This window comes from Pseudoalteromonas sp. 0303 (assembly GCF_013349995.1).
GTDB lineage: Bacteria > Pseudomonadota > Gammaproteobacteria > Enterobacterales > Alteromonadaceae > Pseudoalteromonas.
In genome coordinates this window covers 104,352-129,785 of sequence record NZ_JABVXF010000001.1, presented here as the reverse complement: position 1 = coordinate 129,785, position 25,434 = coordinate 104,352, and the positions used below count along the sequence as shown (strand labels likewise).

Below are 25,434 nucleotides of genomic sequence, written 5' to 3'. Positions count from 1 at the left end.
TTACGATGAGTTTCAGATTTTGATGCTAAACCAAAATACCGAGGCAACTCTTTAAAAAAAGAGACATAAGAACTATCGGCTTCACAACGAAAAAAGGACCTAATAAGGTCCCTTTTGTCGATGTTTAAACGCTTTTACCAATATATGGTCGCTATTTAACAATCCACGGTGTGGCGCTGATAAGCTCAGCATGACTGCTAAGCACTGTGTTATCGTCTTGCCAGTCGTCTGTTACTTTTATTGAACAACGCTGCTCTTTACAGCTAACGTCATTTGCCGAAATAGCATCTTGGCCATTAAATTTAAGAACAACACCTTGTTGTTCAGGCAGTAAAAACCACATTAATTTGCTAACAAAAAAGCCTGACAAATCAGATAAAAGCTCGTCAAATTCTTCATTTAACGTATATAAGTTCGCTTTACTGAGTTCAAAATCAGCCAGATCCGTTGCTTCAATTTGTAACTTTAACTGGCATTCATGTTTTGGATTTTCTGGTTGAACAACTATTACGGCTTTATCTGTATCAAGCTGCTTATCGAATGGTAAAAGTAGTTGAGCCTTATCTGTATAAGTTAGGTCAAACTCTTGTTTTTCTGTAATTATTTTACCTGATTTAATTGTGCATACTTCGTTGCTAGCAATATCAGACAAATAAAAGTTAACTTGAGCGTATTGAAACTCGCCTTTATTAACAACTTTCAAGCGATCGTAAAAGCCATCATAGGCAACAACAAATTCTGTTGCAGCGGCCTTTGAAGCAACTGCACCTAGCGCAACCGCGATGGTTGCTGCTTTTAACCATGGAAGGAGTTTATTCATCAAAGTAAGCTCTATTTTGATTTATCATTTTATTTAATTCTTCAATATACGCTTCACCGCGCTCCGAATAAGACAACAAGCCTTGCGTTAGCTTAGTTGCATCAATTGGCTTTTGCTGGCGACGTAAATCAGCACGAATTGATCTTAAATCTTTATACGCTGCATGGGTATTAATATTTTTAAAATATGAACTTACAGCCGCACGTACCGATTTAAAAGCCGTCACTTCATGGGCTGCTTCGTTAGCACGGCGACGAGGCACCATGCCGCAACCCTTTTTGTAACACCACTGGCCGAAAAAATTTAAACCAATGCGTGCAAAGCGTGATGTACCCCATGCTGATTCATTAGCTGCTTGCATTAGCGCAAGCTCTTTAGGAATGATATCAACACGACGTAGTGCCTGGGTAAGCGGCAAAGTATCTATGGTGGTTGGCAACTTGTAGCTTGTCAGTATTTTTTTAATATCTGCTTGCTGCTTGCTACTTAGTGGCTCATTGTACTCCAGCATCATGCGCGCGATTTCTAAAGTCGCACGCTGCTGTAGAATCTTTTTATTTTCGGCCTCAACATGAGGGCGAATAAAATCAAAAAATGCATGTTTCTTTTCTTTCACATCAGTAAAAGCTGCAAAATCTGGCAGTTTCACATTATGTAATGGCTTTTCTTTTTTGATTACGCGCTGGGTCCCTTTTGGCGTTGTCTGCGATTGTTCAGACCCACTTTCTACTACTTCTTTATCTACAAATGGCGATAACAACGCCCATGCAAAAAAAGCAGCAAGTAAAGCTCGAAAAACGTAATTAAGCATGTATTCTCTCATATAAACTACTACTCATGTGCGGTAACGTCACGCACACACAAAGGCGAAGTATACCAAAACCCTCTATTTTTGGCGAATTTGCCCTAAGAAAATTACCTAAACCTTTACCAAAATAGCGTGATTTAGTGCCAATTTACTCGCAATTTTCAAGCGCTTGCGTATACTGAACAGCAAGCAAACGAGAAAAAGGTAGGTTATTTTTATGTGCCAATCTTGGCAAGCTCGCATTATTGATCAGCAAAAATATCGTCCAAACGATAACCGCTCAGCTTGGCAAGTTGACCGCTCTCGAATCATCCACGCCGCAGCCTTTAGGCGGTTACAGGCTAAAACCCAAATTATGGGTATTGGCTTGAATGATTTTTACCGAACCCGTCTGACCCATTCTTTAGAAGTTGCTCAAATTGGCAGTGGTTTATTACGTCATCTAAAAAAGCAGCACCCTGAATTTACGAATTTTCCGAGCGGTAGCCTACTCGAAACATTATGCCTTGCTCATGATATTGGCCACCCTCCTTTTGGTCATGGTGGTGAAATAGCATTAAATTACATGATGCGTGAGCATGGTGGCTTTGAAGGTAACGCCCAAACATTAAGAATTGTGTCTAAGCTTGAGCCCTATTCAAATGGCTATGGCATGAACTTAACCAGACGCACCTTATTAGGCTTTATTAAATATCCAGCCTTTATTGATGATTTGTGGCACAGCATTCCACCTTTGAGTGAGCAACGTAGTTTTATTAAAGCTGACCATTGGCGACCAGCCAAAGGCTTATATAAAGACGATAAAGATGTTTTCGATTGGATCATTGAGCCACTGTCGAATAACGATAAAGCGCTGCTGAGTAGTCATTATAAGGTTGATGAGTTTAGAGCTAAAACCCATTACAAATCGATAGACTCAGCAATTATGGAATTAGCTGACGACATTGCGTATGCCGTTCACGATTTAGAAGATGCCATAGCTACAGAAGTTTTAACGCTGGCTGATTGGCAAAACCATGCCCTTGTACAGTTGCAAGAGCTTGACTCTGCTTGGCTAACCACCCATTTGAGCTCAATAACCGCCAGACTCTTTTCTCATCACGAGTATGAGCGTAAAGACGCTATTGGTGAGTTGGTTAACACCTTTATTATTAACGCTCAGTTAGTTGTACAAAACGCAGATTTCGAATCTGAAATACTGCAGTACACAGTAAGCCTACCGGATGAATTTGCCGAAATTCTTAACGTGCTAAAACATTTTGTTTTTAAACGTTTAATTCGCGAGCCAAAGATGCAGCAAGTTGAATTTAAAGGGCAAAACCTGTTGATTGAGTTATTTAGTGCTTTTGCCAGCGACCCAATGCGCTTATTACCTGAAACAACCCAAGAAATGTGGCTAAATGCACACCAGCAAGGTGATAATGCAATGCGCATAATATGTGACTACTTATCAGGGATGAGTGATGAATATGCTTATAAAACCTATCAGCGCTTGTTTTTACCATCTGCTTAAGTAATTTTTGAACAGCAGTTGAAATTGTTCTAAAATCAAACAGGTTATAGTAATATCAACCTCACCCCTTGAATGCATTTTATTTAACATGGATTGAAATAATGCTCAAAAAATACCTGCTTATTAGTGCTGCTGTAGCAAGCTCATTTGCTTGCTATAGTGCAGAATCACTTCCTGATCCGCTTCTTGAAGAACGCGGCATAATCATAAAAGATGCCACTCATTTCGATTGGGTACGGCTGAATTCGGGCGAATGGCTCAAAGGCGAGCTAGTCTCCATGTATGATAAAGAGATTGAGTTCGACAGTGATGTGCTCGACACATTAATTATTGATCGCGAAGATGTCTACATGATCATCTCAGATCGCCACCATACTGTGCGCTTTAACGATGGTAATGAGCTAAGCGGCACATTAAATATCTCTGGTGGTTATGTGAAAGTTGGCGAACAAGAAGCTAAATACCGTTATCGCGATTTAGTCTCTATTGCTCCTTCAGCTGAAAGCGAACTCAGTGCATGGACTGTAAAAATATCGCTAGGTGCCGATATATCAAAAGGCAATACTGACCAAACAGAGTATTCGGCTCGTGCAGATATCAAGCGCCGTACGGCGTCTAGCCGTTTCCTCGCAGAGTTTTTAGGTTATCGCACCACCAGCGATGAACAAGTTACTAAAAACAACATCCGCGCTAATGGTACCTTCGACTGGTTTTACACACAAAAAATGTATTTCCGTCCAGCCTTCTTTGAATACTACCGTGACCCGTTTCAAAATATCGCTAACAAGTACACTCTCGGTGCCGGTGTTGGTTACTATGTAATGGATACCGATAAAACAGAATGGGATTTTTCAACAGGCCCTGCTTATCAAAGAACTGAGTTTGATACTGTCACTACGGGTGAAGAGAAATCAAATTCATCTTGGTCATATTTTGTCGGCACTAATTACGAGCTTGAAGTCACCAAGAAAATTGATTTTACCTTTAATTATCGCTATCTAACTGCAAACAGTGATGCAGGTGGAGATTCTCAATATGCGATGGCTGCGTTTGAGTTTGAGATCACCGATGATATTGATTTTGATATGTCATTAGTATGGGATTATTTGGCTGACCCGATTGCCGATGAAAACGGTGTAGTACCAGAAAAAGAAGATTACAAAATGATTTTCGCGCTGGGTATCGATTTATAAACATCTCAATCAATCGATATAAAAACGCCGAGCTTAGCTCGGCGTTTTCATTTTAGTTAAAAAATATCTTATAGCGATTTAACACCCATGTTATATAGGGTAAAGCCATAAATATCAGCGTATTGATCAATGATCTTACTTGTTGGTGTTCCTGCACCATGACCTGCATTTGTTTCAATGCGAATAAGATACGGATTTTGTTTCGCACCTTTTTCTTGTAGCTCTGCTGCAAACTTAAATGAATGCGCAGGCACAACACGGTCATCATGATCCCCTGTTGTTACTAAGGTTGCTGGGTAGCTAACACCCTCTTTTACATTGTGAACTGGTGAATAGCCTTTTAAGTACTCGAACATTTCTTTACTTTGTTCACTCGTACCGTAGTCATACGCCCAACCAGCACCCGCTGTAAAGGTGTGGTAACGCAGCATATCTAAAACACCTACAGCAGGAAGCGCAACTTTAAATAGCTCAGGGTGCTGTGTCATAACCGCACCAACTAATAAGCCACCATTTGAGCCACCACGTACCGCTAGGTAATCAGGTGAGCTGTATTGTTTTTCGTTTAAGTACTCAGCCGCAGCAATAAAGTCATCAAATACATTTTGTTTCTTAAGCTGTGTACCATTTACATGCCATTCTTTACCGTATTCGCCACCACCACGAATATTAGCAACAGCATAGATACCACCGTGCTCAAGCCATGCCGCAATTGTAGGGCTGTAGCTTGGTGTTAGGCTCACGTTAAAGCCACCATAACCATATAAAATAGTCGGATTTTTACCGTTAAGTTCGGTGCCCTTTTTGTACGAAATTATCATCGGAACTTTGGTGCCATCTTTTGATGTATAGAACACTTGTTCAGAGATATATTCTTCGCTATTAAATTTAGCGCCCGACTTGCGGTACACATCAGACTTACCTGATTCAACATCAAACGAATAGGTATTGCCTGGTGTAGTGTAATTTGTAAATGAGTAATACAGAGTTTCTGCATCGTGCTTACCGCTAAAGCCATATGCAGTTCCCACACCTGGCAGGCTGATGTCGCGTACTAATTTTCCTGATTTATCGTATTGTTTTACTTGCGAAATCGCATCAACCATATACTTAGCAAAGAAATAGTCACCGCCTTTTGAAAGGCTAAGCACATTATCAGTTTCTGGGATTAAATCTTGCCAATTTTCAGGGCTTGGATCAGCAGCATCAACAGTCACTACACGTTTATTTGGCGCGTTTAAGTTAGTCACTAAATACAGTTTCGAGCCGTCATTATCAATAATTGAGGTATCTGAGTCAGTGTTATCTAAAATAGTCACTAGCTCGCTGTCAGGCTTAGTTAGATCTTTGATAAACAGTTTATTACCTGAAGTTGAAGTACTTGCTGCAATTATTAAATAACGATTATCACGGGTTACATCAGCACCTATATAACGATGTTTCTGAGCCTCAGTGCCACCATAAACTAATTGGTCATCTGCTTGTGCCGTGCCTAACTTATGGTAGTAAACTTTATGTTGATCTGTTTTTGCAGACAGCTCACTACCCTTTGGCTTATCGTAGCTCGAATAATAGAAACCTTCGTTGCCAAGCCAAGAGATACCGCTGAATTTTACATCGACTAATGCTTCTTCAATTGGTTGTTTAGTCGCTGTATCAATAATGATAATTTTACGCCAGTCACTGCCACCTTCAGAGATTTGATAAGCCGCTAGTGTGCCGTCTTCTTTGAATGTTAAGCCCGACATTGAGGTTGTGCCGTCGCTACTGAAGGTATTTGGATCTAAGAACACCTCAGCTTCTGAGTCGCCTTTTTTACGATAAACTACGTACTGATTTTGCAGACCATCGTTTTTATAAAAATAAGTGTATTCACCCTCTTTAAATGGCGCTGTGACTTTTTCGTAGTTCATCAACTTTTCAAGCGTAGTTTTCAGCTCATCGCGATAAGGAATTTTTTTTAGATAAGAAAAGGTAACGTCATTTTCGGCTTTCACCCACTGGGCTGTTTCGTCGCTCATATCGTCTTCTAACCAACGATACGGATCGGCTACTTTCTCACCGAAGTATTCATCAACAACATTGCCTTTTTTAGTTTCTGGATAATTCACAGCAGCTTTAACCTCTGCAGTTTTCACTGTTTGTTCTGTTTTTGTTGGGGTAGATTCACCGCAGCCCGCCAATGCAACAACAATTGCACATGCTAGTGTTTTCTTAATCATAATAAATTTACTTTTAGTTATTGTTAATAAAATGAAAGTAAAATTAAAGCATTAGAATGTCTAGTAATTTGCGGTTAAACACTGGAAGTGCTGTAAACCAATGTAAAAACAAAAAAGCCACGTAGTAACGTGGCTCTTCAAAGCATGTATTTGCTCAGCGATTATACTTTTGTTAACCAGCCATGAGTATCTGCTGATTTCCCCCATTGAATATCATTTAATGCTTGGCGTAATTTAGCAACTTTCTCACCTGGTTCACCAGAGCCCACCTTAAACTCTTGGTCGTTATGAATAAGCGTGCCAACCGACGTCAGTACCGCAGCGGTACCCGATAATGCAGCTTCAGTACCCGGCTTAGCGGCTCTTTCTAGTAATTCAGACACAGTGAAGTTACGCTCAGATACTGTCATACCTAAATCTTTCGCAATCGTTAAAATACTATTACGCGTTACACCGTGTAAGAATGTGCTATCAAGTGCTTTTGTGATGATCTCATCACCATCAATTAGAATGAAGTTTGCAGCACCCGTTTCTTGTACATCACCACCTGGGCAGAATAAAATTTGGTCTGCTTGATGCTCTGAGCGAGCTTCTAAGATTGGACCTAATGCACTTGCATAGTTACCACCACTTTTAACCATACCCATGTGTGGTGCACAGCGCATGCCGTCTTCTTCAAGTAATACACGTAATGCTGTAGCACCGCCTGAGAAATAATCACCTACTGGCGAAAGCAATACATAAAGCAAGGAACTCATTGACGGTGCAGCCGCTTTACCAATTGCCGCTTCTGTACCAATGTGAGTTGGGCGAATATACATTGAACCCGGCGGTGTTGGTGTTTCGTCTGCGTACTCTTTTACAATGTCTTTGATCATTTGCTCAAGCATGCTTTCGTCAAAGTCAGGTAAGTTTAGTAACTTAGAGCTTTGTTTCATACGAGCAATGTTAGCATCCATACGAAAGATATAGACCGAGCCATCTTCGTGACGAAATGCTTTTAATCCTTCAAAACAGGTGCTTGAGTAATGTAATACGTGAGCACCCGCATGTAATTCGATTTTATCAGATGGGACCAGCGCGCTTTCACTCCATGAGTTATCAGCAAAACGTGCTTGGATCATTTGTGGCATAAATACAGTACCAAATGCGGCCATTGTTGTTCTCTCTTGTTTGGACTACTTTTACCCCATTGTATGCTAATCCATCCCCGTTTAACCATAGCAAACTAGTGCCTTTTATCGATTAAAGTGATAATAATCCGACCATTTGGTACAAAAAATGCGCAACCCAAGTTGCGCATTGTTTACTGAGAATCATTCACTAACAAATGACTATAAATTATCTGTAGTTCATTTTTGCTGTGAGGCGGTTAAAAAAGCCCGGGAAAAATCGCTTAATAGTCGGTGCTAAACCACTTATTCCTTCACCAATAACAACTTCATCTTTCTCGGCTTCAATGGCTTTAATCATTTTTGCAGCCGCTTTTGCCACATCCATGCCGTTTTCAATTGATTCCTCTGGCTTATTTTGCGGTTTACCTTGGCCATCTAACGAATTATGTGCAATGGCTGTTTTGATTGAACCTGGGCAAATAGTCAGGCAATTCACATTTTTATCGGCTAGTTCTGCTCTTAAGCAATCCATAAAGCCCACGACCGCATACTTAGAACCCGAATACCCAGTTCTGAACTTTGAACCGACTTTACCTGCCACACTGCTAATTGATACCACCATGCCCATACCTTGCTTCACCATCTGTGGCACGACCGCCTTAGTTAAAGCAATTAAACCAAAGTAGTTTACTTCCATCAGTTGGCGATAAACCGTAAATTCGTTTTCTAAAAATAGACTACGCTGCGACACCCCACCGTTATTGATAAGAACATCAATGCGGCCAATTCGCTCGATCACTGCTGGCATATCTTCAAGTAAGGCTTCGGGCTTTGCCAAATCAAGAGCGACCACATGATGATTACCACCGAGTCTTGTATTAAGAGCGTTGAGTTTTTCCTCATTACGGGCAGACAATACTAACGTGGCCCCTTTTGCTGCCAGTTGCTCACAAAGTGCCTCACCAATTCCAGATGATGCCCCAGTTACCCAAACTGTTTTACCATTTAATTGCATGTGTGTTCCTTATTATTGTTGTTATGCTTTGTTAGGCCCTGCATTTTGTTCGATATGATCAGCAATATCTCTATAAAAACCAAGCATAATCAAGAACTCTGCTAATACAAATAACGGGCCTATGACCAAACCAATTAAATCATCAACAAAGGCTGGCTTTTTACCTTCAAAATAGTGACCAATAAACTGAAACACCCAACCAACAATGAAACTGCCAATGCTCAAAGCTAGCCATAACTCTGTTGAAAGCGACACCACAGGCTCAGCAGCAATGCTTAACAAACTTAAGCATACAGCCATAATTAACCCCATAGATAAGCTAAGCATTAAGTAATAAAGGCAGGTGAGTGCAATCACCACGGTTGCCAAGGAGATAACGGCAGGTTCAGAGATAAGCGTGACGCGTTGTAATAAACAAATAATTGCAAACACAATTAATGGAATGCCAATAAAGTGAGTGTAAATATTGCGTTTAGAACGGTGATAAAGGGCGTAATTTGTCAGTTGTTGTTTTAATGTTTTCATTGTTTTTCCTGCCAAAACTGTGTTCAAAATTCAGATTAGCAGAAAATTCACCACCAAGAATGTCAACTAGCCGACATTTAGTTCCAAACTAGCATTGAGATTGCAATTTATCGATATCAATAATTTCAATCGTTTGATATTTAAGATTAATAATTGAATCAGCTTGCAGGGATTGTAAAATTTGATTAATGGTTTGCCGTGTTAAATAGGTCATATCGGCAAGTTGTTGCTGGGTAAGCGGCAAACAGCTTTGGTGTGACGATTGATAAAGCATGCACAACCGCTTACTCACCTTTTGCTTTGCTGTAAGGAGTGCGTGATCTTCTAATGAGTCAAACAGGTTTCGCACTTTATTGGTAAGCAGCAGACCAAAATCATGCCAATATGCAGGGCTTTCTTGTAATAACTGGCTTAATGCCCGCTCAGGTACGTGTAAAAGTCGTACCGCAGTTTGAGCATACACATCGTGGGTGCGCTTACCACCATCAAACAGAGCCACTTCACCAAACCACATAGCACTGGTTACAAAACTGAGCACGGCTTCTTTGCCTTGGCTATTAACCCCAGAAACTCTAAGCACGCCATTAATAACACAATACAGACCGGTATTTTCATCACCACGCAAAAACAATGCATCACCCGCATTTAAGGTGATTAATTTAGCATTTTTTACTAGCTTGTCCCTAAATAATTGTGTGCGATTTTTAAACCATTTGTCTTGGTTAATTACCGAAAGGTCTTGTTCATTCAAGTGTTTATCCTTTACATTGTTGTAGTGTGCATACAAATAATAAAAGGATACGGGATGTTAAACAAACTACTTTCGACCAGCCTACTTCTCAGTGCTATTTCTACACCTGCATTTGCGAGTGATATTAATACTGAACTTAAATCTGCCAATAAAAGCGTCAGCGAAAAAGTCATTAAATGGCGCCGTCATTTACACCAATACCCAGAGCTTAGTAACCGTGAGTTTGAAACAGCCAAATACGTAGCTAAGCATTTACGTTCGTTAGGCCTTGAGGTTCAAACAGGTGTGGCTCATACCAGTGTGGTTGCCAAACTTAAAGGGGGCAAAAAAGGCCCGCTTATTGCGCTGCGTGCAGATATGGATGCACTACCTGTAAAAGAGCAAGTAGACTTGCCTTTCGCTTCAACTCAAACAACAGAGTACAAAGGCAATACCGTTGGCGTAATGCATGCCTGTGGTCATGATAACCATGTGGCTATTTTAATGGCAGCCGCTGAGTCTTTAGTAAAAATTAAAGACCAACTAGCGGGTGATATTCTGTTTGTCTTCCAACCTGCTGAAGAAGGTGCACCAGATGGCGAAGAAGGCGGTGCTGAGCTGATGCTTAAAGAAGGCTTATTTAAAGAAAAGCCAGAAGCCGTATTTGGTTTACACGTAACCAGCTCACTTAATACCGGACAAATTGGTTTTCGTGAAGGGCCGCTAATGGCCAGCGCCGACAAATTTACTATCACAGTAAAAGGTCGCCAAACTCACGGCTCACGCCCTTGGAATGGGGTTGACCCAATTGTGGCGTCATCACAAATTATTATGGCAACACAAACCATTGCCTCACGCCAAGTTGATGTAACCAAAGCGCCTTCGGTGGTTTCATTTGGTGCCATTAATGGCGGTGTGCGTAACAACATCATCCCTGAGCAAGTTGAAATGGTGGGCACAATTCGTACCTTTGACCAAGAAATGCGTGCTGACATTAAAAAACGTTTAGCTAAAACCGCTGAGATGGTAGCTGAATCAGGTGGCGCAGAAGCGCATGTTCACATTGACCATGGTTACCCAGTAACAGTGAACGATGTTGAATTAACCAAGAAAATGACACCAACACTTGCTGGTGTAGTTGGTAAAGAAAACCTGATCACAACGCCACTTATCACAGGTGCCGAAGACTTTAGTTACTACGCCTTAGAAACACCAGGCATGTTCTTTTTCTTAGGTGTCACACCAAAAGGTCAAGATGCAGTTACAGCACCAAGTAACCATTCACCACACTTTTTTGCAGACGAAAAAGCTTTACAGCTTGGCGTAAATGCAATGACGCAATTAGTGGTTGATTACCTTAAATAAGCGGATTGATATAATCACTATTCCCTTCTGGCGGGTGACATCACTACCCGCCCTATTTTCTTAGTTGTTCAGCATCAATAAAGTTCATTTTGCTAGGGTTAGATTACTATAAACAGGTAAGGAAGCCCCATGACATCAGAATACTTTCATTTTTTAAGCATTATCGGTGTAGCGTTTTTTGCTATTTCTGGCACCTTACTGGGCCATGAAAAAAGTGTTGGTGGTTTTGGTGTGGTAGTCGTTGCCACAGTTACCGCATTGGGTGGTGGCACACTTCGAGACATATTGCTTAACAAACCTGTATTTTGGATAGCTCAACCCGATTATTTGTACGCAACTTACATAGCCATATTCGCCTCTATTTTATCTATTCGTCACTTACCCGATTTAAGTAACACCACCATGCTATTAATGGATGCCGTAGGGATGGCTATTTTCAACATTATTGGTATCGAAAAGGCATTGATTGGCGGTGCAGATATGGTTGTAGCCATCACCATGGGTATGACCACAGGTATTTTTGGTGGCCTGATGCGTGATGTGATCTGCCGAGAAGTGCCTTTAGTAATGGGTGAAGAGCTCTATTCAACCGCTTGCTTATCTGGCGGGTTAACTTACGCGGCTTTATTCACCCTAGAGGTAAGTTATATTTGGTGCATTCTTGGCGCATTCGCTGTGACGGTCTGTTTAAGATTAGGCGCCATACACTTTGGTTGGCAACCTAATCTGTTTCGTAAAAGCAGCTTTAAACGCTCTTAGCAAGTCATATAAATACAGCCATCGAGTGGCATGTCAGCGGGGTACTGGGTTTGTATAAACCCCAGTTTTTCATAGGCTGTTTTAGCAAGGGTATTGTGGCTATACACAAACAACGACAAACTATCACACTGCAACTGCTGTTTACCCTGCTCTCCTAGTAAATTTATCAACACTTTTGCAAGACCTTTGCCACGTTCACTTGGCGCGATAACTAGCCGCCCTAAATGGCAACGACCTTCACGTAAATAGTATTGACCAAACCCTAACATCTGGCCCTTGTCATTAATCAACGTGAAGGAATTCAGCGCATCTAGGTTTAAATCATTCTTAAAGCTTTGCGTATCAAATGGGTAATTAAAAAATGGCCCAGACCAAATACGCAGTTCAGCCTCTGAGTTAAACCAACCCATTAACTCGTTTAGTTGGTCACTCGTTACTTTAACTAGCTTCATTTTTTAACCTATCGTATAAACCCGATGCACGAGTAACAGATTTATTCATTGCCATGAGCAGTACATTTTTATCGGCCACCAGCTCAAATGTGGTTTTCGCGCGGGTGATACCCGTGTAAACCAACTGCCTGTTAATGCCCTGATTAGCCTGTTTTACTGGTGGTAAAATCATTGCTGTGTAAGCAAATTCAGAACCTTGCGACTTATGAATTGTCATAGCATACACTTTATCGTGAGCAGGTAAACGGGCGGGCGAAAAGGCACGAATATTTTCTTGTTCATCAACAAACATGGCTTTTAACTGACCTTGCTCATCGTGCATTAAAATACCGATGTCGCCATTAAACAGTTTTAGCTGGTAGTCGTTTTGGCTGATCATAATTGGCATACCCACGTAATGCCTTTGATATGGCGAGATTAAACCTTGTTGAGCCAGTGCTTTTTCAATACGCTGATTAAGGCTATTTACACCATAATCTCCCTCTCTGACTGCAGCTAGCAACTGATAATGCGAAAATGCTTTATGCACACTGGCAACACTTGCCCCTTGCTGGATAAGCTGCAAATAATCGTGATATTGCAACGCCGCTTGTTGCACAAATTGCTCAATCGGTTTACTAACTACGCTGTAATTAAGTTTAAGGTCTTTAAAGCCACCTTGATTAATCGTTTGCTCAACGTAGCCCAGTAAGCCACTGTTATTGGTATTTACAGCTTGTGCTAATTGACCAATGCCGCTGCTGCCATCAAAACGATAACTTTGCTGTAAAAACGCAATACAATCGTTAAGTACAAAATGACTGCTCGCCGCGGGTATTTCGCTCTGATTATTAAAACAAACGCGATTAAGCTGCGCTGCTCTTTCACTGCTGTAATCAGGCATTTTGCCAAGCTCTAAGCCTTGGCATAGGTCGCTAAGAATACTGCCCGTATCAACCGAGGCTAATTGGTCTTTATCACCCAGTAAAATAAGTCTTGCATGGCTCGGTAGTGCCTCGATTAGTTTTGCCATAAGCGATAAATCTACCATCGATGCCTCATCAATGATCAGTACATCTAAATGCAGCGGATTACGCTTGTTATGGCGAAACTTATTGGTATGCGGAATAACGCCCAGTAAACGGTGAATCGTTTGCGCGCTGTCAGGAATAAGTGGCGCGATATTACCAGGGATCATACTAAGCTTTTGCTTTGCCCCTAAAATCGACTCGGTTAAACGCGCTGCCGCTTTACCTGTCGGTGCAACCAGCTTTATTGTTAGCGGTGCACTGGCATACAAAGATTGTAATATTGCTAGTAGCTTAGTTACTGTGGTGGTTTTACCGGTACCTGGGCCGCCAGTGATCACACTAAAGCCTTTTGTTGCGGCAATCGCACAGGCTACTTTTTGCCAGTTTAATGTTTCAATAGGATCGCTTGGGTTGGTTGTATGTTCACTATTAGGAAAATACACCTCAAGTAATGCCGTTAATTCGGCTTCATCAAGTGTGAGTTCTTTCGTTGCTAAATGATGTAAACGCGAAGCCAGTGTGGTTTCGTACTCTGCCAATCGGGCAAAGTAAAGTTTATTGGCAAACAATAGCAGTGGTTTGTCGTCCCCGACACACTCAGCATTCATTAGTTTATTAACAGCCTCATTAAGGCCAAATTCCATATCAAACGGGGTTAAAACCTCAGGGGCTGCAATGCTGGCATCAGCTAGGCTTTGCTCTCTTATTTCAAATGGGTTTTGCCAGTTTATATTCACGAGCTCTAAACAGCTGTGCTGACTTTGCTGCGCAGCCGCAAGTAATAAAATCAGGTAAAAAACCTCATTGTGCGCTGCATCGTTATTCTCTATGAACGATTGTGAACCGGCTACTGTTTCTGTGCCAGTCAATAGCTCTGCGAGTTTAACATCAACTAAGCGAATACGTTTTGCCTCAAGTAAATAACTCAGTAACGGCTGCGTTTTAAGTTCTGTGGCAGGTAACACTGAGTCGCTTTGGGTATGTTGTGCTGGCTGCTGTGGTTGCTTATTCATTGGCTCGTTTGGCTCATGGTCATCAAAGCCGAATGTCATTTGACTCATAGCATGGCTCCTTGTGCGAATAAGCTATCAAGCTCAGTTATTTGCTGTTTAGTAAGCTGATTAAAGTACACCCCTTGCCCTTCGCTCATACCACGTAAGAAGGTGTAGTAAACACCGCCTAAATGCGTATCGCTATCGTAATCTTGAATACGTTGTTTTAATAAGCGGTGCAATGCCACGGTATAAATTAAATACTGCAAATGATACTGGTGACTAGTCATGGCTTGCTCTAGTTGCTCATTTTGGTAGTCAGCCGCACTATTGCCTAAAAAGTTCGATTTATAATCAAGAATATAATACTTACCCTGCCAGCAAAATATTAAATCTATAAAGCCTTTTAGTAAGCCTTGCACCTCACTAAAATCAAGCTGCCCGGGTAAGTTAAAATGTTTAACTAAAACCTGGTTAAGCTTATCGCTTGAGAGTGATAACAAGGGTAAGTTAAATTCCATTTCGACCAAACAGGTATCAGGCTCAAGTACTGATAAACTTAGCCCTTTATCGTTTAATGGGCAATTCAGTGCAGCAAGGATCCACTGCTCGGTCATTTCTTGCCAGCTTTCGTCAATATGGTATTTTTCGAATAACGTTTTGATCACTTTATCAAGTGCGTGGTCGTCTTGCTCAGTGGCTGGACGCTTTAACGCATAAGGGTCAGTAAAGTCTAATTGCTCAAATATTTCATGCAAACAACTACCCGGCTTTGCGCCTTTAGGGAAGCTGTACGGTGTTAAAGCATTGGCATTTTGGGCTAAAAACTCATCTTTTTCGTGATCTTCATCACTGCGACCAAGCTCAATATGATCAGTATGCTTTTTCAGCGTTAAGCTACTAAAGCTGGTTGAGCGCCAATCACGCTGAATGTCTGCTTTAACAGTATTAACTTGATAGGCTTGCTCACTGCCAGCGCCAGCAAATGTTAACTTTTCAAGCTCATCCGCTTCGCTAAACGCCTCATAATGCATGTGCGCAGAGTCTTCACAAAATGTTTGTAACAACGCGCGCCATTCATCGCCCGATTTAATCTCTAACCCTGCAAATAATACGTGGCCAATGCTGGTACTTTGAATACCAGGGCGAGCGCTACGACCTTGGGCAATGTTATACATACCCACAGAACAAAAATGCACGGCACGTGTCAATGCCACATAAAGTAAACGTAAATCTTCAGCTAAGCGCTCTTGCTCTGCTTTTTGCATTGCGTCGTCACTTTTAGCAAGGTCATAAATAAGCTTACCGTCTTTATGGTAAAGGGCTTCTTTGCTTTCACGGTAGCCACAGGCAAACGGCATGAATACAATCGGGTACTCTAAGCCTTTTGAGGCGTGCATAGTGACAATTTTCACCAAGTTAGCATCGCTTTCTAGGCGTACTTGCACCGCTTCACCATCTTGTTGACTGACTTTTTGTGCAAACCAACGCAGTAATCTGTGGGTGCCCTCAAGCTCAATTTGCTTTTGCTGCAAGATTTCCCCTAAATGACGGAAATCGGTGAGCCAGCGTTCAACGTTGTAACCTAAGCCTTGCCAACGCGCTGCGAGCTGATTATGGCTTAATAAACGCTCGAGCATCGCCATAGCGCCTTGTTTATGCCAAATGTGGGCAAGCTGAGCAAAAAAGTTTAGATGTTCTTGCCATGCACTTTCATTTTCGTGAAGCTCATAAATACGGTTGTAGCTTAAACAAAACAATGGCCCAGCAAGCACTCCACGCAGTAATGATTCATCATACTGTCCATGCAATGCCGTTAAAAAGTTCAGTAAATGATGACTAAGCTCTTGGTTAAACACACTGTCACGGGACAAATACACGCTGGCAATGGCGGCTTCTGCCAGTGCTGTTTTCATAAGCTGTGCTTCGTTTCGGTCACGCACTAACACACAGATATCAGCGGCCGTGAGAGGTTTTCCTGCAATAGTCGCATGGCCTGCATTAGCTTGCTTGAGTAGCTCAGTAATTTTTTTCGTATATTGCAAAGCCAATGCCTGTTGAGCTACCCCTTTGCTGGTTGGCTTGTTGTTGGCTTCGGCGTACTCATCAACAAAAACCGAAAATTCAAACGCACTGGGCATTTCACCGTTTATTAAAAACGCTTTGTCTTGCTGTTTTCCCTTCGCATTGACCTTTTGAAATGGAATCGCATCGTTGTAAATAAAGCTATTAGCATTTTTAGCAAATAAACGGTTTACACTATCAACAACCCCTTCACTTGAGCGGTAGTTGGTATCTAGGGTGTATTGCTTATCATCTGAAACGGCTTGTTTTGCGCCAATATAAGTAAAAATATCTGCACCGCGGAAACCATAAATAGCCTGTTTTGGATCACCTATCATGGCAAGCGTGGTGTTTTTAATGCCATAAATGCGGCTAAAAATACCATATTGAACTGGGTCGGTATCTTGGAATTCGTCAATCATGGCAACTGGAAACAAAGCGGCAATTTTTTCACTTAATGCTTGCCCTTGCTCACTTAAAAGTGCCTGATGCAAGTTACTCAGTAAATCATCTGGAGTAATAACGCCTTGCTCTTGCTTGCGTTTAACTAATGCATTTGCCACCCATTTAGCTGCGTATTGCACTATCGCAATATTCAAGCCGTTATTGATAAGGCTACTCAGTTCAGCCATTTCATCAAACCGAGCCAGCATTGCATGACTAAGCAAGCTGCCGTTTTTCTTATAATTTGCAGGGTCGCTTAAATTCTCTGTGCTCCACACTTCAAACGAGTATTTACTGGTACCAAATACAAAAAATAGCTCATCATTGTTTATATACTCTTCAAGCGCAGCAAGGCTGTTTTTTCGGCCTGGAGTTTTTGAGCCACTTAAATCAGATGCTTTTACAGCATTAATAAATTCACTATCACGGCACGCCGTTTTAAATGCTGGTACTTTTGCCACAAAGTTATCGCGCGCTTGCCATATATCGTCAAGGTCATACTCGGGGGTGATTGTTGCCCCTTGTTTATTGAGTAAACTCACTACCTGTGAATACAGTGCCGCAGGTACTGGGAAAATATCGGTAATTGCTTGCGTACGCTCTTTTGATTGTGGGTAAACAAAGGCACGCCAAAAGTCATTAAGGGTTTCTTGAATAAGCTCACGCTCATCTAAAATAAACTCTAAGTTAAACGCCACGCCGGATTCAAAAGCATGTTGTTTCAGCATTCGCTGACAAAAGCCATGAATGGTGAATATAGCGGCTTCATCCATCGACTTTGCCGCAGCGTCTAGCAAATCAAATGCGGCGTGTTTGTCAGTCACCTCGTTAATTACTTGCTCAATCAGCTCATCATCTGGCTTTTTACCAAGCAGTGCATCTCTGGCATCGATTATACGCGCCCGCACACGGTCTTTAATTTCTTGGGTGGCGGCTTCTGTAAAGGTCACCACCAGTATTTGCTCAACACTTAGAGGCGTATTTAATGCTTCATCTTCACCGGTCGCTTTTTGTAAGCCCAACAAATACCGTAAATACAAACCTGTGATGGTGTAGGTTTTACCTGTACCGGCACTGGCTTCAATAAGGCTTTGCCCACACAGCGCCATACTCATTGGATTAAGCGTTTGCATGATCTGCCTCCTGTGCTAATTCAACAATTGGCGATAACAGCAGCTCGCTCCATTTTATAAACTCTTCTTCACAGTCTTTAAAGCTTTTTATGGTTAAGCGAATGTATGGGTTCTCACCTTCACCTATGCCTATGTATTGCGGCGTGAATTTATTGTTTGCTTTAACCATGTCTTTATCTGTTTTTATGTACTCGTAACCACTGACCGGAAAAAACGCCACTGGGCGAGTTAAAAGCGTTTCATAAAGCGAAAACCAATCATTTAAATAGCTGCGGGCATCGTCTTCTGACAAGGGTGAAAAACTAATTTGCTTGTCTAAACCAAGAATAAGGGTTTCAACCGGCTGGCCCATTATTTGCGCCGCTAAATGATGCACAAAGCCACGAATTACATCTTTTGCTTTAATACTGGCGGTGCGATAAAACACCTGTTTTTGACCATAAATATGATTTAACCAACCTTCTAGTGTGGTATTGGCTATTTTAATATTTACTTCAACGGGTAATGCTTCATCACCTTGAATATGCGCTTTCACTTGCCCTGCAAGCGCATCAACTCGGTGCTGCATACTTTCAAACACAAGATCGCCAACATGGGCTTGGGGTAATTCACCGCGCTGCATAATTTGCGCTTTATTAAGCGGTAGCTCTTGAATGCTCGCTTCGAGAATTTCATCAAGGTAAAAGTAGCGGCGTAATGCATCTAAACTAAATGGCTCTTCATCTTTAGCAATATCGTTAAATTGCGGTAAGCGTAAACCCAAACTTTGCTGATAAAAGCTCTCGTGCGGCTGGCAAATACTGCGAATAAACTGAGTTAACTCAACGCTGCTTTCTGGCTGAACACTAAGCGCTTGCTGTGGCTCAGGATTAACAGCTTGAGCTGGCATCCACACGGGGTTATAGCTGTGTAATTGTGTGGCTAGCGGTTTATTTGCTTTTTGCTCGTCATCAGTTTGGCTTTTATTACCTTCTTTGTTAGTGGTCAGATAATAAGCCGGGTTAAATGGCTGTAAGTGCTGATAATTAATTAGCGCCTCTGGTAGCTTTACGTGAGTGTCTTTTTCAGCAAATTCAAAACTACGGGCTATGTATTCCAAAAGCTCGCTCACTAAAGTTGAGGGCATTCTTGGTTGGTTATCAAAGCAAGAACGGCCAATATAACTGATGTATAAATTCTCACGGGCACTTAAAATCGCTTCTAAAAACAGGTAACGGTCATCAAGTTTGCGAGAGCGGTCGCCTTTTTGGCGTTTTGAGTAAGGGACTAAGTCAAAACCGATTGGCTGAACGGTACGCGGGTAATCTGCATCATTTAAACCTAGCATGCACACCACTTTAAATGGCACCGCACGCATTGGCATCAACGTACAAAAGTTAACTTGCCCCACTAAAAAGCGCTGCCCTACACCTTTTTCTTGAATACCTTGTTTTACAAGGTAACTCACAATACGCTGCGAAACGGCTTGTTGGTAATCGCCATTATCATAATGCTTAATCAGTGTATCGAGCACTTTTTGCAGCACTAATAAATCCCAGCTTTGTTCACCTTCATCGCTGTACACATCGCTTAATAATTCTTTTAGAATTTCTGCCTTTTCATTAAGCGGTGCATCAGCTTGCAGCTTAGCTTTATATCGGGCCAGTACATCAATAAATTCAATGAGTTTATTTAAGGTATTTAATGCCATTCCCTCAACTTCATCGGCACTGTAAATCCCCGAAAACGGCAATTGTTCATCACGTTGCGCAACACCAAGTAACAAGCGGTTTAGGCCATGTTGCCAGGTATTTAAATCTATTGCGGGTAAGCCAAAACTGTCTTTGTGGGCGGCATCTAAGCCCCATTTAACGCCAACGCGTTCAAGCCAAAAGCCAATTTGCTCATATTCATGAGCTTCAAGGTTAAACTTTTCGGCAATTTGTGTGACTTGCAGCAAATCAAGAATGTCAGACACACCAAAGCGTGAATAAGGTAAATCGGCTAAACTAGCAAACGAGCTAAGTACGGGTTTTTCTTGTTCTATGGCTAAATCGGCTAACGCATAAGGAATAAAACGTCGCCCTTCAGCACCACCAAACACCGCCTCAATATACGGGCTGTATGTGCCAACATCCGGCATCATTACAATAATATCTTTCGGTGTTAGCGCTTTATTTTCATTGAATAAATTGAGTAAGTAATCATGTAGTCGTTCGACTTCGCGTAGTGGCGTGTGACAATCGCTCAGCACAATGCTGGTATCGTCTGCCTGAATTGGCAACTTGCCTTCGTCATTAATAAACCATTCTTTATCAGGCGTTAGTGATTCACCCTTAAATGCTAATTGGTAAATTTCAGACTGAATTTGCGATAGCAAGCTTTGATCAAACTCGTTATCGAATCCGTCAAGCCACTGCGCATCTAGTTGCAGTAACTGCTCAAAATAGTCTCGGCCTAATTTACCCCATGACGAGAGTAACGGGTTACCAATAAAAAAGTACTCGTGATCAGGGTTTTTAGCGCTGTCTTCAAGCGCTTGCAACTGCGGGCGTTTGGCATATTTAGCGGCAATCTTAGCTGCTGTTTTTTCATCGAGTGTGTCACCCCAGTAATGCTCACTGGGGTTGAAGAAAAACAAAAACACCTGCGTTTTTTTTGCAATGGCCTGAAACACTTCAAGCTGGCTACTCGCAATTGCAGAAATACCAAATAAGCTAATACGCTCAGGTAATAGGCTTGCGTCCATTTTTTCAAGGGCTGCAAGGAGATTGTCTTGCATATTGGCGCGGTGATATTGGCTTTGCCCAAGTTCTTTACTGTGCGCCACCAGCTTGCGCCAAAGATCTGGCTGCCATGGCGCAATGCCCACATCAACATCATCTAGTTCATCGATGCCCTGCTCCCAAGTGGCAATCCAATTGGGACGATACATTAAATATTGGTCATAAACGTCGGCAATTTTCTCGCACAAGGCAAAGGTTTTTTGCCCTTCACTGTCACCCTCTAAATAGGTTTTAAGTGGTAAGTACAGCGGCTCATCAATGCAGTTTGGTAAAATCGCAAACAGCTTCCAAGCAAGGTTAGCTTTGTTATACGGTGATTCACTAGGTACATCAGGCAGCAATTGTTGGTAAAGCTGCCATATAAAACTCGAAGGCAGCGGAAAATCAACCTGAGCGGCAATCCCTAAGTGTTCACTTAAACCTATTTTTAGCCACTGCGACATACCTGGTGACTGCACAAGCACAATTTCTTTTTTAAAGGGACTCGTTAATGGATTAACTTTAAGAAGAGCGTGAAACCGCGCTTGCAGTGCTTCCATGCGATTTGATTGAATTATATTCAGCACTTTACACTGTCCTTGCTTGAAACTAACTAATTGACACAGTGTAAGATATTTTAATTAGATGGGATAGAGAGAAATACCCGCAAACAAGGCTTATTCCATGTTTGCGGGCATGAGCTGCGGGCATGTGTTAAAGATATGCACAGCAGGCAATATCTACTGGTATGGGCTTATCGTCGATAACGCGAATTCGGTGTGCATGATCTCATCACCCTTGATGCCTTTAAGCGCAATACGAATGGTAGGATCTGCTTTTTGCCAATCGATTGTTAAATCGCCGTAGTTAACCTCATGAGTGTAATCACCCACACGGTGTTTATTAGGGCTAACATCTTTCCACTTTTCTGTAAGCCCAGAGCTAGTCATCTCGTGTATACCCAAACCACCCCAAGATTCGAGTTTCAGTTGGAATTAAAAGCGATTTAGGCAAGGCATTGATTGAAAAGAATGGTTATTCCCTTGTTAAAATCAATAACGCTGGATAAATCGCTTTTAAACCAACCCGTAGGGCGCTTCTCATGAGCTTACTCTCTGCGTTGTTACTTCTTAAAAGGGAATGCCATTCCTGCAAAGTAACGCCTTGATATTAAGCCCATGAGAAACGCTGAATTCTAGATCTTGGGGTGGTTTGGGTATCTGGATAATCTAGGTTTTGTTGATATTTTGAGAGCTCCCCCCAGTGGGTATCGCCACTGACAATAATCACACCATTTACTTTATGCTTTTTAATAAATAAGAAAGTATTAGAAAAAACGCCCAGTTAAATTAACTGAGCGCTTGTTGGTTGGACAATATTATTAGGTTTGCTTAAATCAGCTCAGCCAGCATTTCGTCGCTGTATGGTGTTAACGCTTCACCATTTTTAACTTTACTGATGTAATCTGGGTTCGCAATGAATGGGCGACCAATCGCAATTAAGTCAAATTGGTTGTTATCGATAGCTTGATTAGCTGTCTCAAAGCTATAGCTACCTACCCCGACTAAGGTACCTTTGTACGCACCACGCATATATTCAGATGCCGACTTATCACCTAAGCTTGCAAAGCGCATGCTGTCATCAAAAATACCAACATGTAAGTACGCAAGATTACGCGTTTCAAGGGCTGGTAATAGATAATCAAATACCGCCTTATCACCGTCACTTTCGGTCATATTAAAATACGCCCCTGGCGATAAACGTAATGCAGTTTTATCTGCCCCAATTGCAGCCACTACAGCATCAACGACTTCAAGAGCAAAACGCGACATGTTTTCTGGTGTTTGACCGTATTGATCTTCACGTTGGTTGGCAGCAAAGTGTAAGAATTGATCAATTAAGTAACCATTTGCACCATGAATTTCAACCCCATCAAAACCCGCTTCAATTGCGTTTTCCGCCGCTTTTGCGTAGTCAGCAATTAGACCTTGAATGTCTTCAATGGTTGCCGCTTTTGGAGTAACGTAAGTTAATTCACGCATTCTTGGTACCGAACCTTCAATACCAATTGCAGATGGTGCCAGTACATCACCACCAAAAAAGTGAGGATGAGCAACACGACCTACATGCCAAAGCTGAGCAAACATTTTGCCGCCTTTGGCGTGCACAGCATCGGTCACTTTCTTCCAACCTTGTATTTGTTCACTAGTAAATAAACCCGGCGTATTTGGATAACCTTGGGCATCTGGGCGGATAATCGTTGCTTCGCTAATAATTAAGCCCGCATCAGCACGGCGTGCATAATAATCAACCATCGCTTGGGTTGGTACTAGGTTATCGTCGCTCATACAGCGCGTAAGTGGTGCCATTAGTACACGGTTTTGCAGCTCAATGCTGTCGTTTAATTTAAACGGAGAAAGTAAATCGGTTGTCATGGTTTTATCCTTATCTTGAACATACATTCAAGATAAGGGCGAAACATACACACTTCAAGGTTTATTTTGAATAACCGTTCAAGATTACGTAAACTTCGTATATATACCGTGAGGAGCTTTAATGAGAACTGCTGAATTTGATACTGAATTTGTACTACGCCAAGCCATGCATGCTTTTATGCAATATGGCTATGCGAAGACCAGTATGCAAAAATTAAAAGAAGTAACTCACCTTCACCCGGGTTCTATTTACGCGGCTTATGGCAACAAAAAAGGCTTGTTTTTAGCCGCTACCGAGCAGTATCAAAAAGATAGAAACCAACAATTTACCGCCCTTTTTAATGACCAACAATCAATTTTATCGACCCTCAAACATTACTTAACTGTGATTATTGATGAATGTATTGAAGATGAAGTAGCTAAAGTGTGCTTGCTTACAAAGAGTATTTCTGAGGTTGAAGGCAACGACCCACAAATTTGCACTGTGCTGCGTGGTAACTTAAACGCTTATGAGCATGCCCTCGCCGAACAACTTCAAAAAGCGCTAGATAACAACGAATTTGTAAGTAGCAAATCAGCGCAACAGTTGGCGCGCTTTTTAGTGGTGGGCATATACGGTATTCGTACCTATGCGCTGACAAATCAAGACCCTAAATCTCTGCAACAACTTGCTGACGATCTATTTGCTGCATTAGTAAATTAATTTAGCTATTAACTTTACTTGTCATATTAATTTATCACCTTATGATTAAGGTGTAGCTGTGTATAACTAAAAGAGTGAGCCTGTCATGAATAATGCAACTGCTAAACGTGTTGAAACTGAATTTGATGCTGTACTCGCCTTAGGCGCTAAGAAACGACTCGCTTATATGTTTGAAACGGTACAAGAGTTTAAACAAGTGTGGATCCTCAATGATGAACATGGCTGCGTCATGCTCTCAAACGAAGACGACGACTGCGTGCCTGTTTGGCCTAGCCGCGAATTTGCCCAAAGCTGGGCAACCGGTGAATGGCAAGACTGCACACCAAAAGCCATCCCTGTAAAAGACTGGTTAAGTCGCTGGACACCTGGCCTTGAGCAAGATGACTTACTCATCGCTGTATTCCCAACAGACCAAGACGACGGCACCATTTTATTCCCCGATGAGTTTGACTCACAACTAAGAATGCCAAAAAGACGATTTTAAATACAAGGGAGCCAAGTGCTCCCTATTTTATGCGATTTGTTGTAACCGCAGTGCCGAAATATCTTTTATCGGTGGCTTGCCAAAAAAGCGTGTGTACTCGCGGCTAAACTGGGATGGACTCTCGTAACCCACTTTTAAAGCCGCAGATCCTACATCAATTCGCTCATTCAGCATTAATTGCCTTGCCGCCTGCAACCGTAAGTTTTTTACGTATTGCAATGGGCTCATCTTTACCACATCACGAAAATGTAGCCTGAATGTCGACGGGCTCATGTGTGCATCACGGGCTAAATCATCAATTGAAAATTGACTCGTGTAGTTTTCTTTTAACCAGCATAAGATCTTGGCTATTTTTTGATGGGCAGAGCCAGACATCACAATTTGCCTTAAATAAGGGCTGTGCGGACTATTCAACAAGCGCAATATAATTTCTTTTTTAATAAGTGGCGCAAGGTTAGCTTTTAATTGAGGCTCTTTGTCGAGTTGAATAAGCCTAAGTAAAGCGTCAAGCAAGCCATTGTCAGTATCAACCACCGACATGGCTTGGTGTTTAGGGAACTTGTCTTACCCAGCAAAATCCATTTCAGCAACAATATGGCTGATTTCATGGGCATCTAAACGTAAGTAAATGCCATAAAATGGCTTCTCTTTACTAGCACGCGTTATTTGTGAAGCTACGGGCACATCGACTGAAGTCACCAGTGATTGGCCGTCAGTGTAATCATAACTATGTTCACCCAACACAACTCGCTTTGCACCTTGCAAGCTAATACCCAGCCCTAACTCATACACGCAGGCCATCGGTAATGAAACTTCGCTTCGTCTGAACACCAATTACTCAGGAATCGCCGTTTCAAAATTACCGTCTGCAATCGCTATCGCTTTAACCGCTTCTATTAATGCCTGAC

At 41.8% G+C, this 25,434-nt stretch carries 18 protein-coding genes and 3 pseudogenes; 6 read left to right on the top strand and 15 right to left on the bottom strand.

Going from position 1 to position 25,434, the window contains the following annotated elements:
- Positions 1–151 precede the first annotated feature (151 nt).
- The gene (locus HUS62_RS00625; protein WP_054561320.1) at positions 152–820 is read right to left on the bottom strand and encodes a DUF2987 domain-containing protein; all 669 of its coding nucleotides are present in this window, start codon (positions 818–820) and stop codon (positions 152–154) included.
- Entirely contained in the window at positions 813–1,631 is an 819-nt protein-coding gene (locus HUS62_RS00620) for a glucosaminidase domain-containing protein (RefSeq protein ID WP_175078210.1), read from the bottom strand. The genes HUS62_RS00625 and HUS62_RS00620 overlap by 8 nt, the downstream gene beginning before the upstream one ends.
- Positions 1,632–1,845: 214 nt before the next feature.
- On the opposite strand from HUS62_RS00620, the gene HUS62_RS00615 reads away from it, so the two are divergent.
- Together HUS62_RS00615 and HUS62_RS00610 are read left to right on the top strand one after the other, a co-directional pair.
- Positions 1,846–3,141 carry an anti-phage deoxyguanosine triphosphatase gene (locus HUS62_RS00615; protein ID WP_055021046.1) on the top strand — a complete coding sequence of 432 codons (1,296 nt, stop codon included), beginning with the start codon at positions 1,846–1,848 and terminating at the stop codon, positions 3,139–3,141.
- Between the two features lie 101 nt (positions 3,142–3,242).
- Positions 3,243–4,334 carry a DUF481 domain-containing protein gene (locus tag HUS62_RS00610; protein WP_175078209.1) on the top strand — a complete coding sequence of 364 codons (1,092 nt, stop codon included), beginning with the start codon at positions 3,243–3,245 and terminating at the stop codon, positions 4,332–4,334.
- Positions 4,335–4,402: 68 nt separating this feature from the next.
- Here the strand turns inward: HUS62_RS00610 and HUS62_RS00605 are convergent, their stop codons facing one another.
- From HUS62_RS00605 to HUS62_RS00585, 5 genes and pseudogenes are all read right to left on the bottom strand, one after another.
- Complete coding sequence (locus HUS62_RS00605) at positions 4,403–6,556, bottom strand: prolyl oligopeptidase family protein (RefSeq protein ID WP_175078208.1); 2,154 nt, start codon at positions 6,554–6,556, stop codon at positions 4,403–4,405.
- A 161-nt stretch (positions 6,557–6,717) separates the two neighbouring features.
- Positions 6,718–7,719 (bottom strand): annotated as a pseudogene (locus HUS62_RS00600) (branched-chain amino acid aminotransferase); the annotation flags it as partial.
- 178 nt (positions 7,720–7,897) lie between these two features.
- Positions 7,898–8,686, bottom strand: coding sequence for an SDR family oxidoreductase (locus HUS62_RS00595; RefSeq protein WP_054561314.1), 789 nt, complete (start codon positions 8,684–8,686; stop codon positions 7,898–7,900).
- A 21-nt stretch (positions 8,687–8,707) separates the two neighbouring features.
- Positions 8,708–9,211: a DUF962 domain-containing protein gene (locus tag HUS62_RS00590; RefSeq protein WP_175078207.1), complete on the bottom strand. Its 504-nt coding sequence runs from the start codon at positions 9,209–9,211 to the stop codon at positions 8,708–8,710.
- A gap of 88 nt (positions 9,212–9,299) precedes the next feature.
- Positions 9,300–9,962, bottom strand: a complete 663-nt coding sequence (locus HUS62_RS00585) for a Crp/Fnr family transcriptional regulator (RefSeq protein WP_175078206.1) — start codon at positions 9,960–9,962, stop codon at positions 9,300–9,302.
- A gap of 54 nt (positions 9,963–10,016) precedes the next feature.
- Between HUS62_RS00585 and HUS62_RS00580 the strand changes: the two genes are divergently transcribed.
- Both HUS62_RS00580 and HUS62_RS00575 read left to right on the top strand, forming a co-directional pair.
- Positions 10,017–11,306 (top strand): amidohydrolase, encoded by a 1,290-nt coding sequence (locus tag HUS62_RS00580; RefSeq protein WP_175078205.1) that lies wholly within the window; start codon positions 10,017–10,019, stop codon positions 11,304–11,306.
- 129 nt (positions 11,307–11,435) lie between these two features.
- On the top strand, positions 11,436–12,065 hold the full coding sequence (locus tag HUS62_RS00575; protein ID WP_062565213.1) for a trimeric intracellular cation channel family protein: 630 nt from the start codon (positions 11,436–11,438) through the stop codon (positions 12,063–12,065).
- Here the strand turns inward: HUS62_RS00575 and HUS62_RS00570 are convergent.
- From HUS62_RS00570 to HUS62_RS00545, 6 genes and pseudogenes are all read right to left on the bottom strand, one after another.
- The gene (locus HUS62_RS00570; RefSeq protein ID WP_175078204.1) at positions 12,062–12,517 is read right to left on the bottom strand and encodes an N-acetyltransferase; all 456 of its coding nucleotides are present in this window, start codon (positions 12,515–12,517) and stop codon (positions 12,062–12,064) included. The genes HUS62_RS00575 and HUS62_RS00570 overlap by 4 nt on opposite strands.
- On the bottom strand, positions 12,504–14,579 hold the full coding sequence (gene recD / locus HUS62_RS00565) for an exodeoxyribonuclease V subunit alpha (protein ID WP_175078396.1): 2,076 nt from the start codon (positions 14,577–14,579) through the stop codon (positions 12,504–12,506). The genes HUS62_RS00570 and recD overlap by 14 nt, the downstream gene beginning before the upstream one ends.
- A 5-nt stretch (positions 14,580–14,584) precedes the next feature.
- Entirely contained in the window at positions 14,585–18,160 is a 3,576-nt protein-coding gene (gene recB / locus HUS62_RS00560; protein ID WP_175078203.1) for an exodeoxyribonuclease V subunit beta, read from the bottom strand.
- Complete coding sequence (recC, locus tag HUS62_RS00555; RefSeq protein ID WP_175078202.1) at positions 18,147–21,491, bottom strand: exodeoxyribonuclease V subunit gamma; 3,345 nt, start codon at positions 21,489–21,491, stop codon at positions 18,147–18,149. Before recC ends, recB begins: the two co-directional genes overlap by 14 nt.
- A 153-nt stretch (positions 21,492–21,644) precedes the next feature.
- Positions 21,645–21,857 (bottom strand): annotated as a pseudogene (locus HUS62_RS00550) (alkaline phosphatase family protein); the annotation flags it as partial.
- A 438-nt stretch (positions 21,858–22,295) separates the two neighbouring features.
- Positions 22,296–23,339, bottom strand: a complete 1,044-nt coding sequence (locus tag HUS62_RS00545; RefSeq protein ID WP_175078201.1) for an alkene reductase — start codon at positions 23,337–23,339, stop codon at positions 22,296–22,298.
- A gap of 121 nt (positions 23,340–23,460) precedes the next feature.
- Here HUS62_RS00545 and HUS62_RS00540 point away from each other — a divergent pair, with 121 nt between their 5' ends.
- Positions 23,461–24,042, top strand: a complete 582-nt coding sequence (locus HUS62_RS00540; RefSeq protein ID WP_175078200.1) for a TetR/AcrR family transcriptional regulator — start codon at positions 23,461–23,463, stop codon at positions 24,040–24,042.
- 85 nt (positions 24,043–24,127) lie between these two features.
- Positions 24,128–24,526, top strand: coding sequence for a DUF2750 domain-containing protein (locus HUS62_RS00535; RefSeq protein ID WP_054561299.1), 399 nt, complete (start codon positions 24,128–24,130; stop codon positions 24,524–24,526).
- A gap of 27 nt (positions 24,527–24,553) precedes the next feature.
- Here HUS62_RS00535 and HUS62_RS22865 read toward each other — a convergent pair whose 3' ends face one another.
- Both HUS62_RS22865 and HUS62_RS22990 read right to left on the bottom strand, forming a co-directional pair.
- A complete protein-coding gene (locus HUS62_RS22865) occupies positions 24,554–24,901 on the bottom strand; it encodes a helix-turn-helix domain-containing protein (RefSeq protein WP_258536699.1) in 348 nt (115 codons plus the stop codon).
- A 33-nt stretch (positions 24,902–24,934) separates the two neighbouring features.
- Positions 24,935–25,357 (bottom strand): annotated as a pseudogene (locus HUS62_RS22990) (AraC family transcriptional regulator); the annotation flags it as partial.
- Between the last annotated feature and the right edge of the window lie 77 nt (positions 25,358–25,434).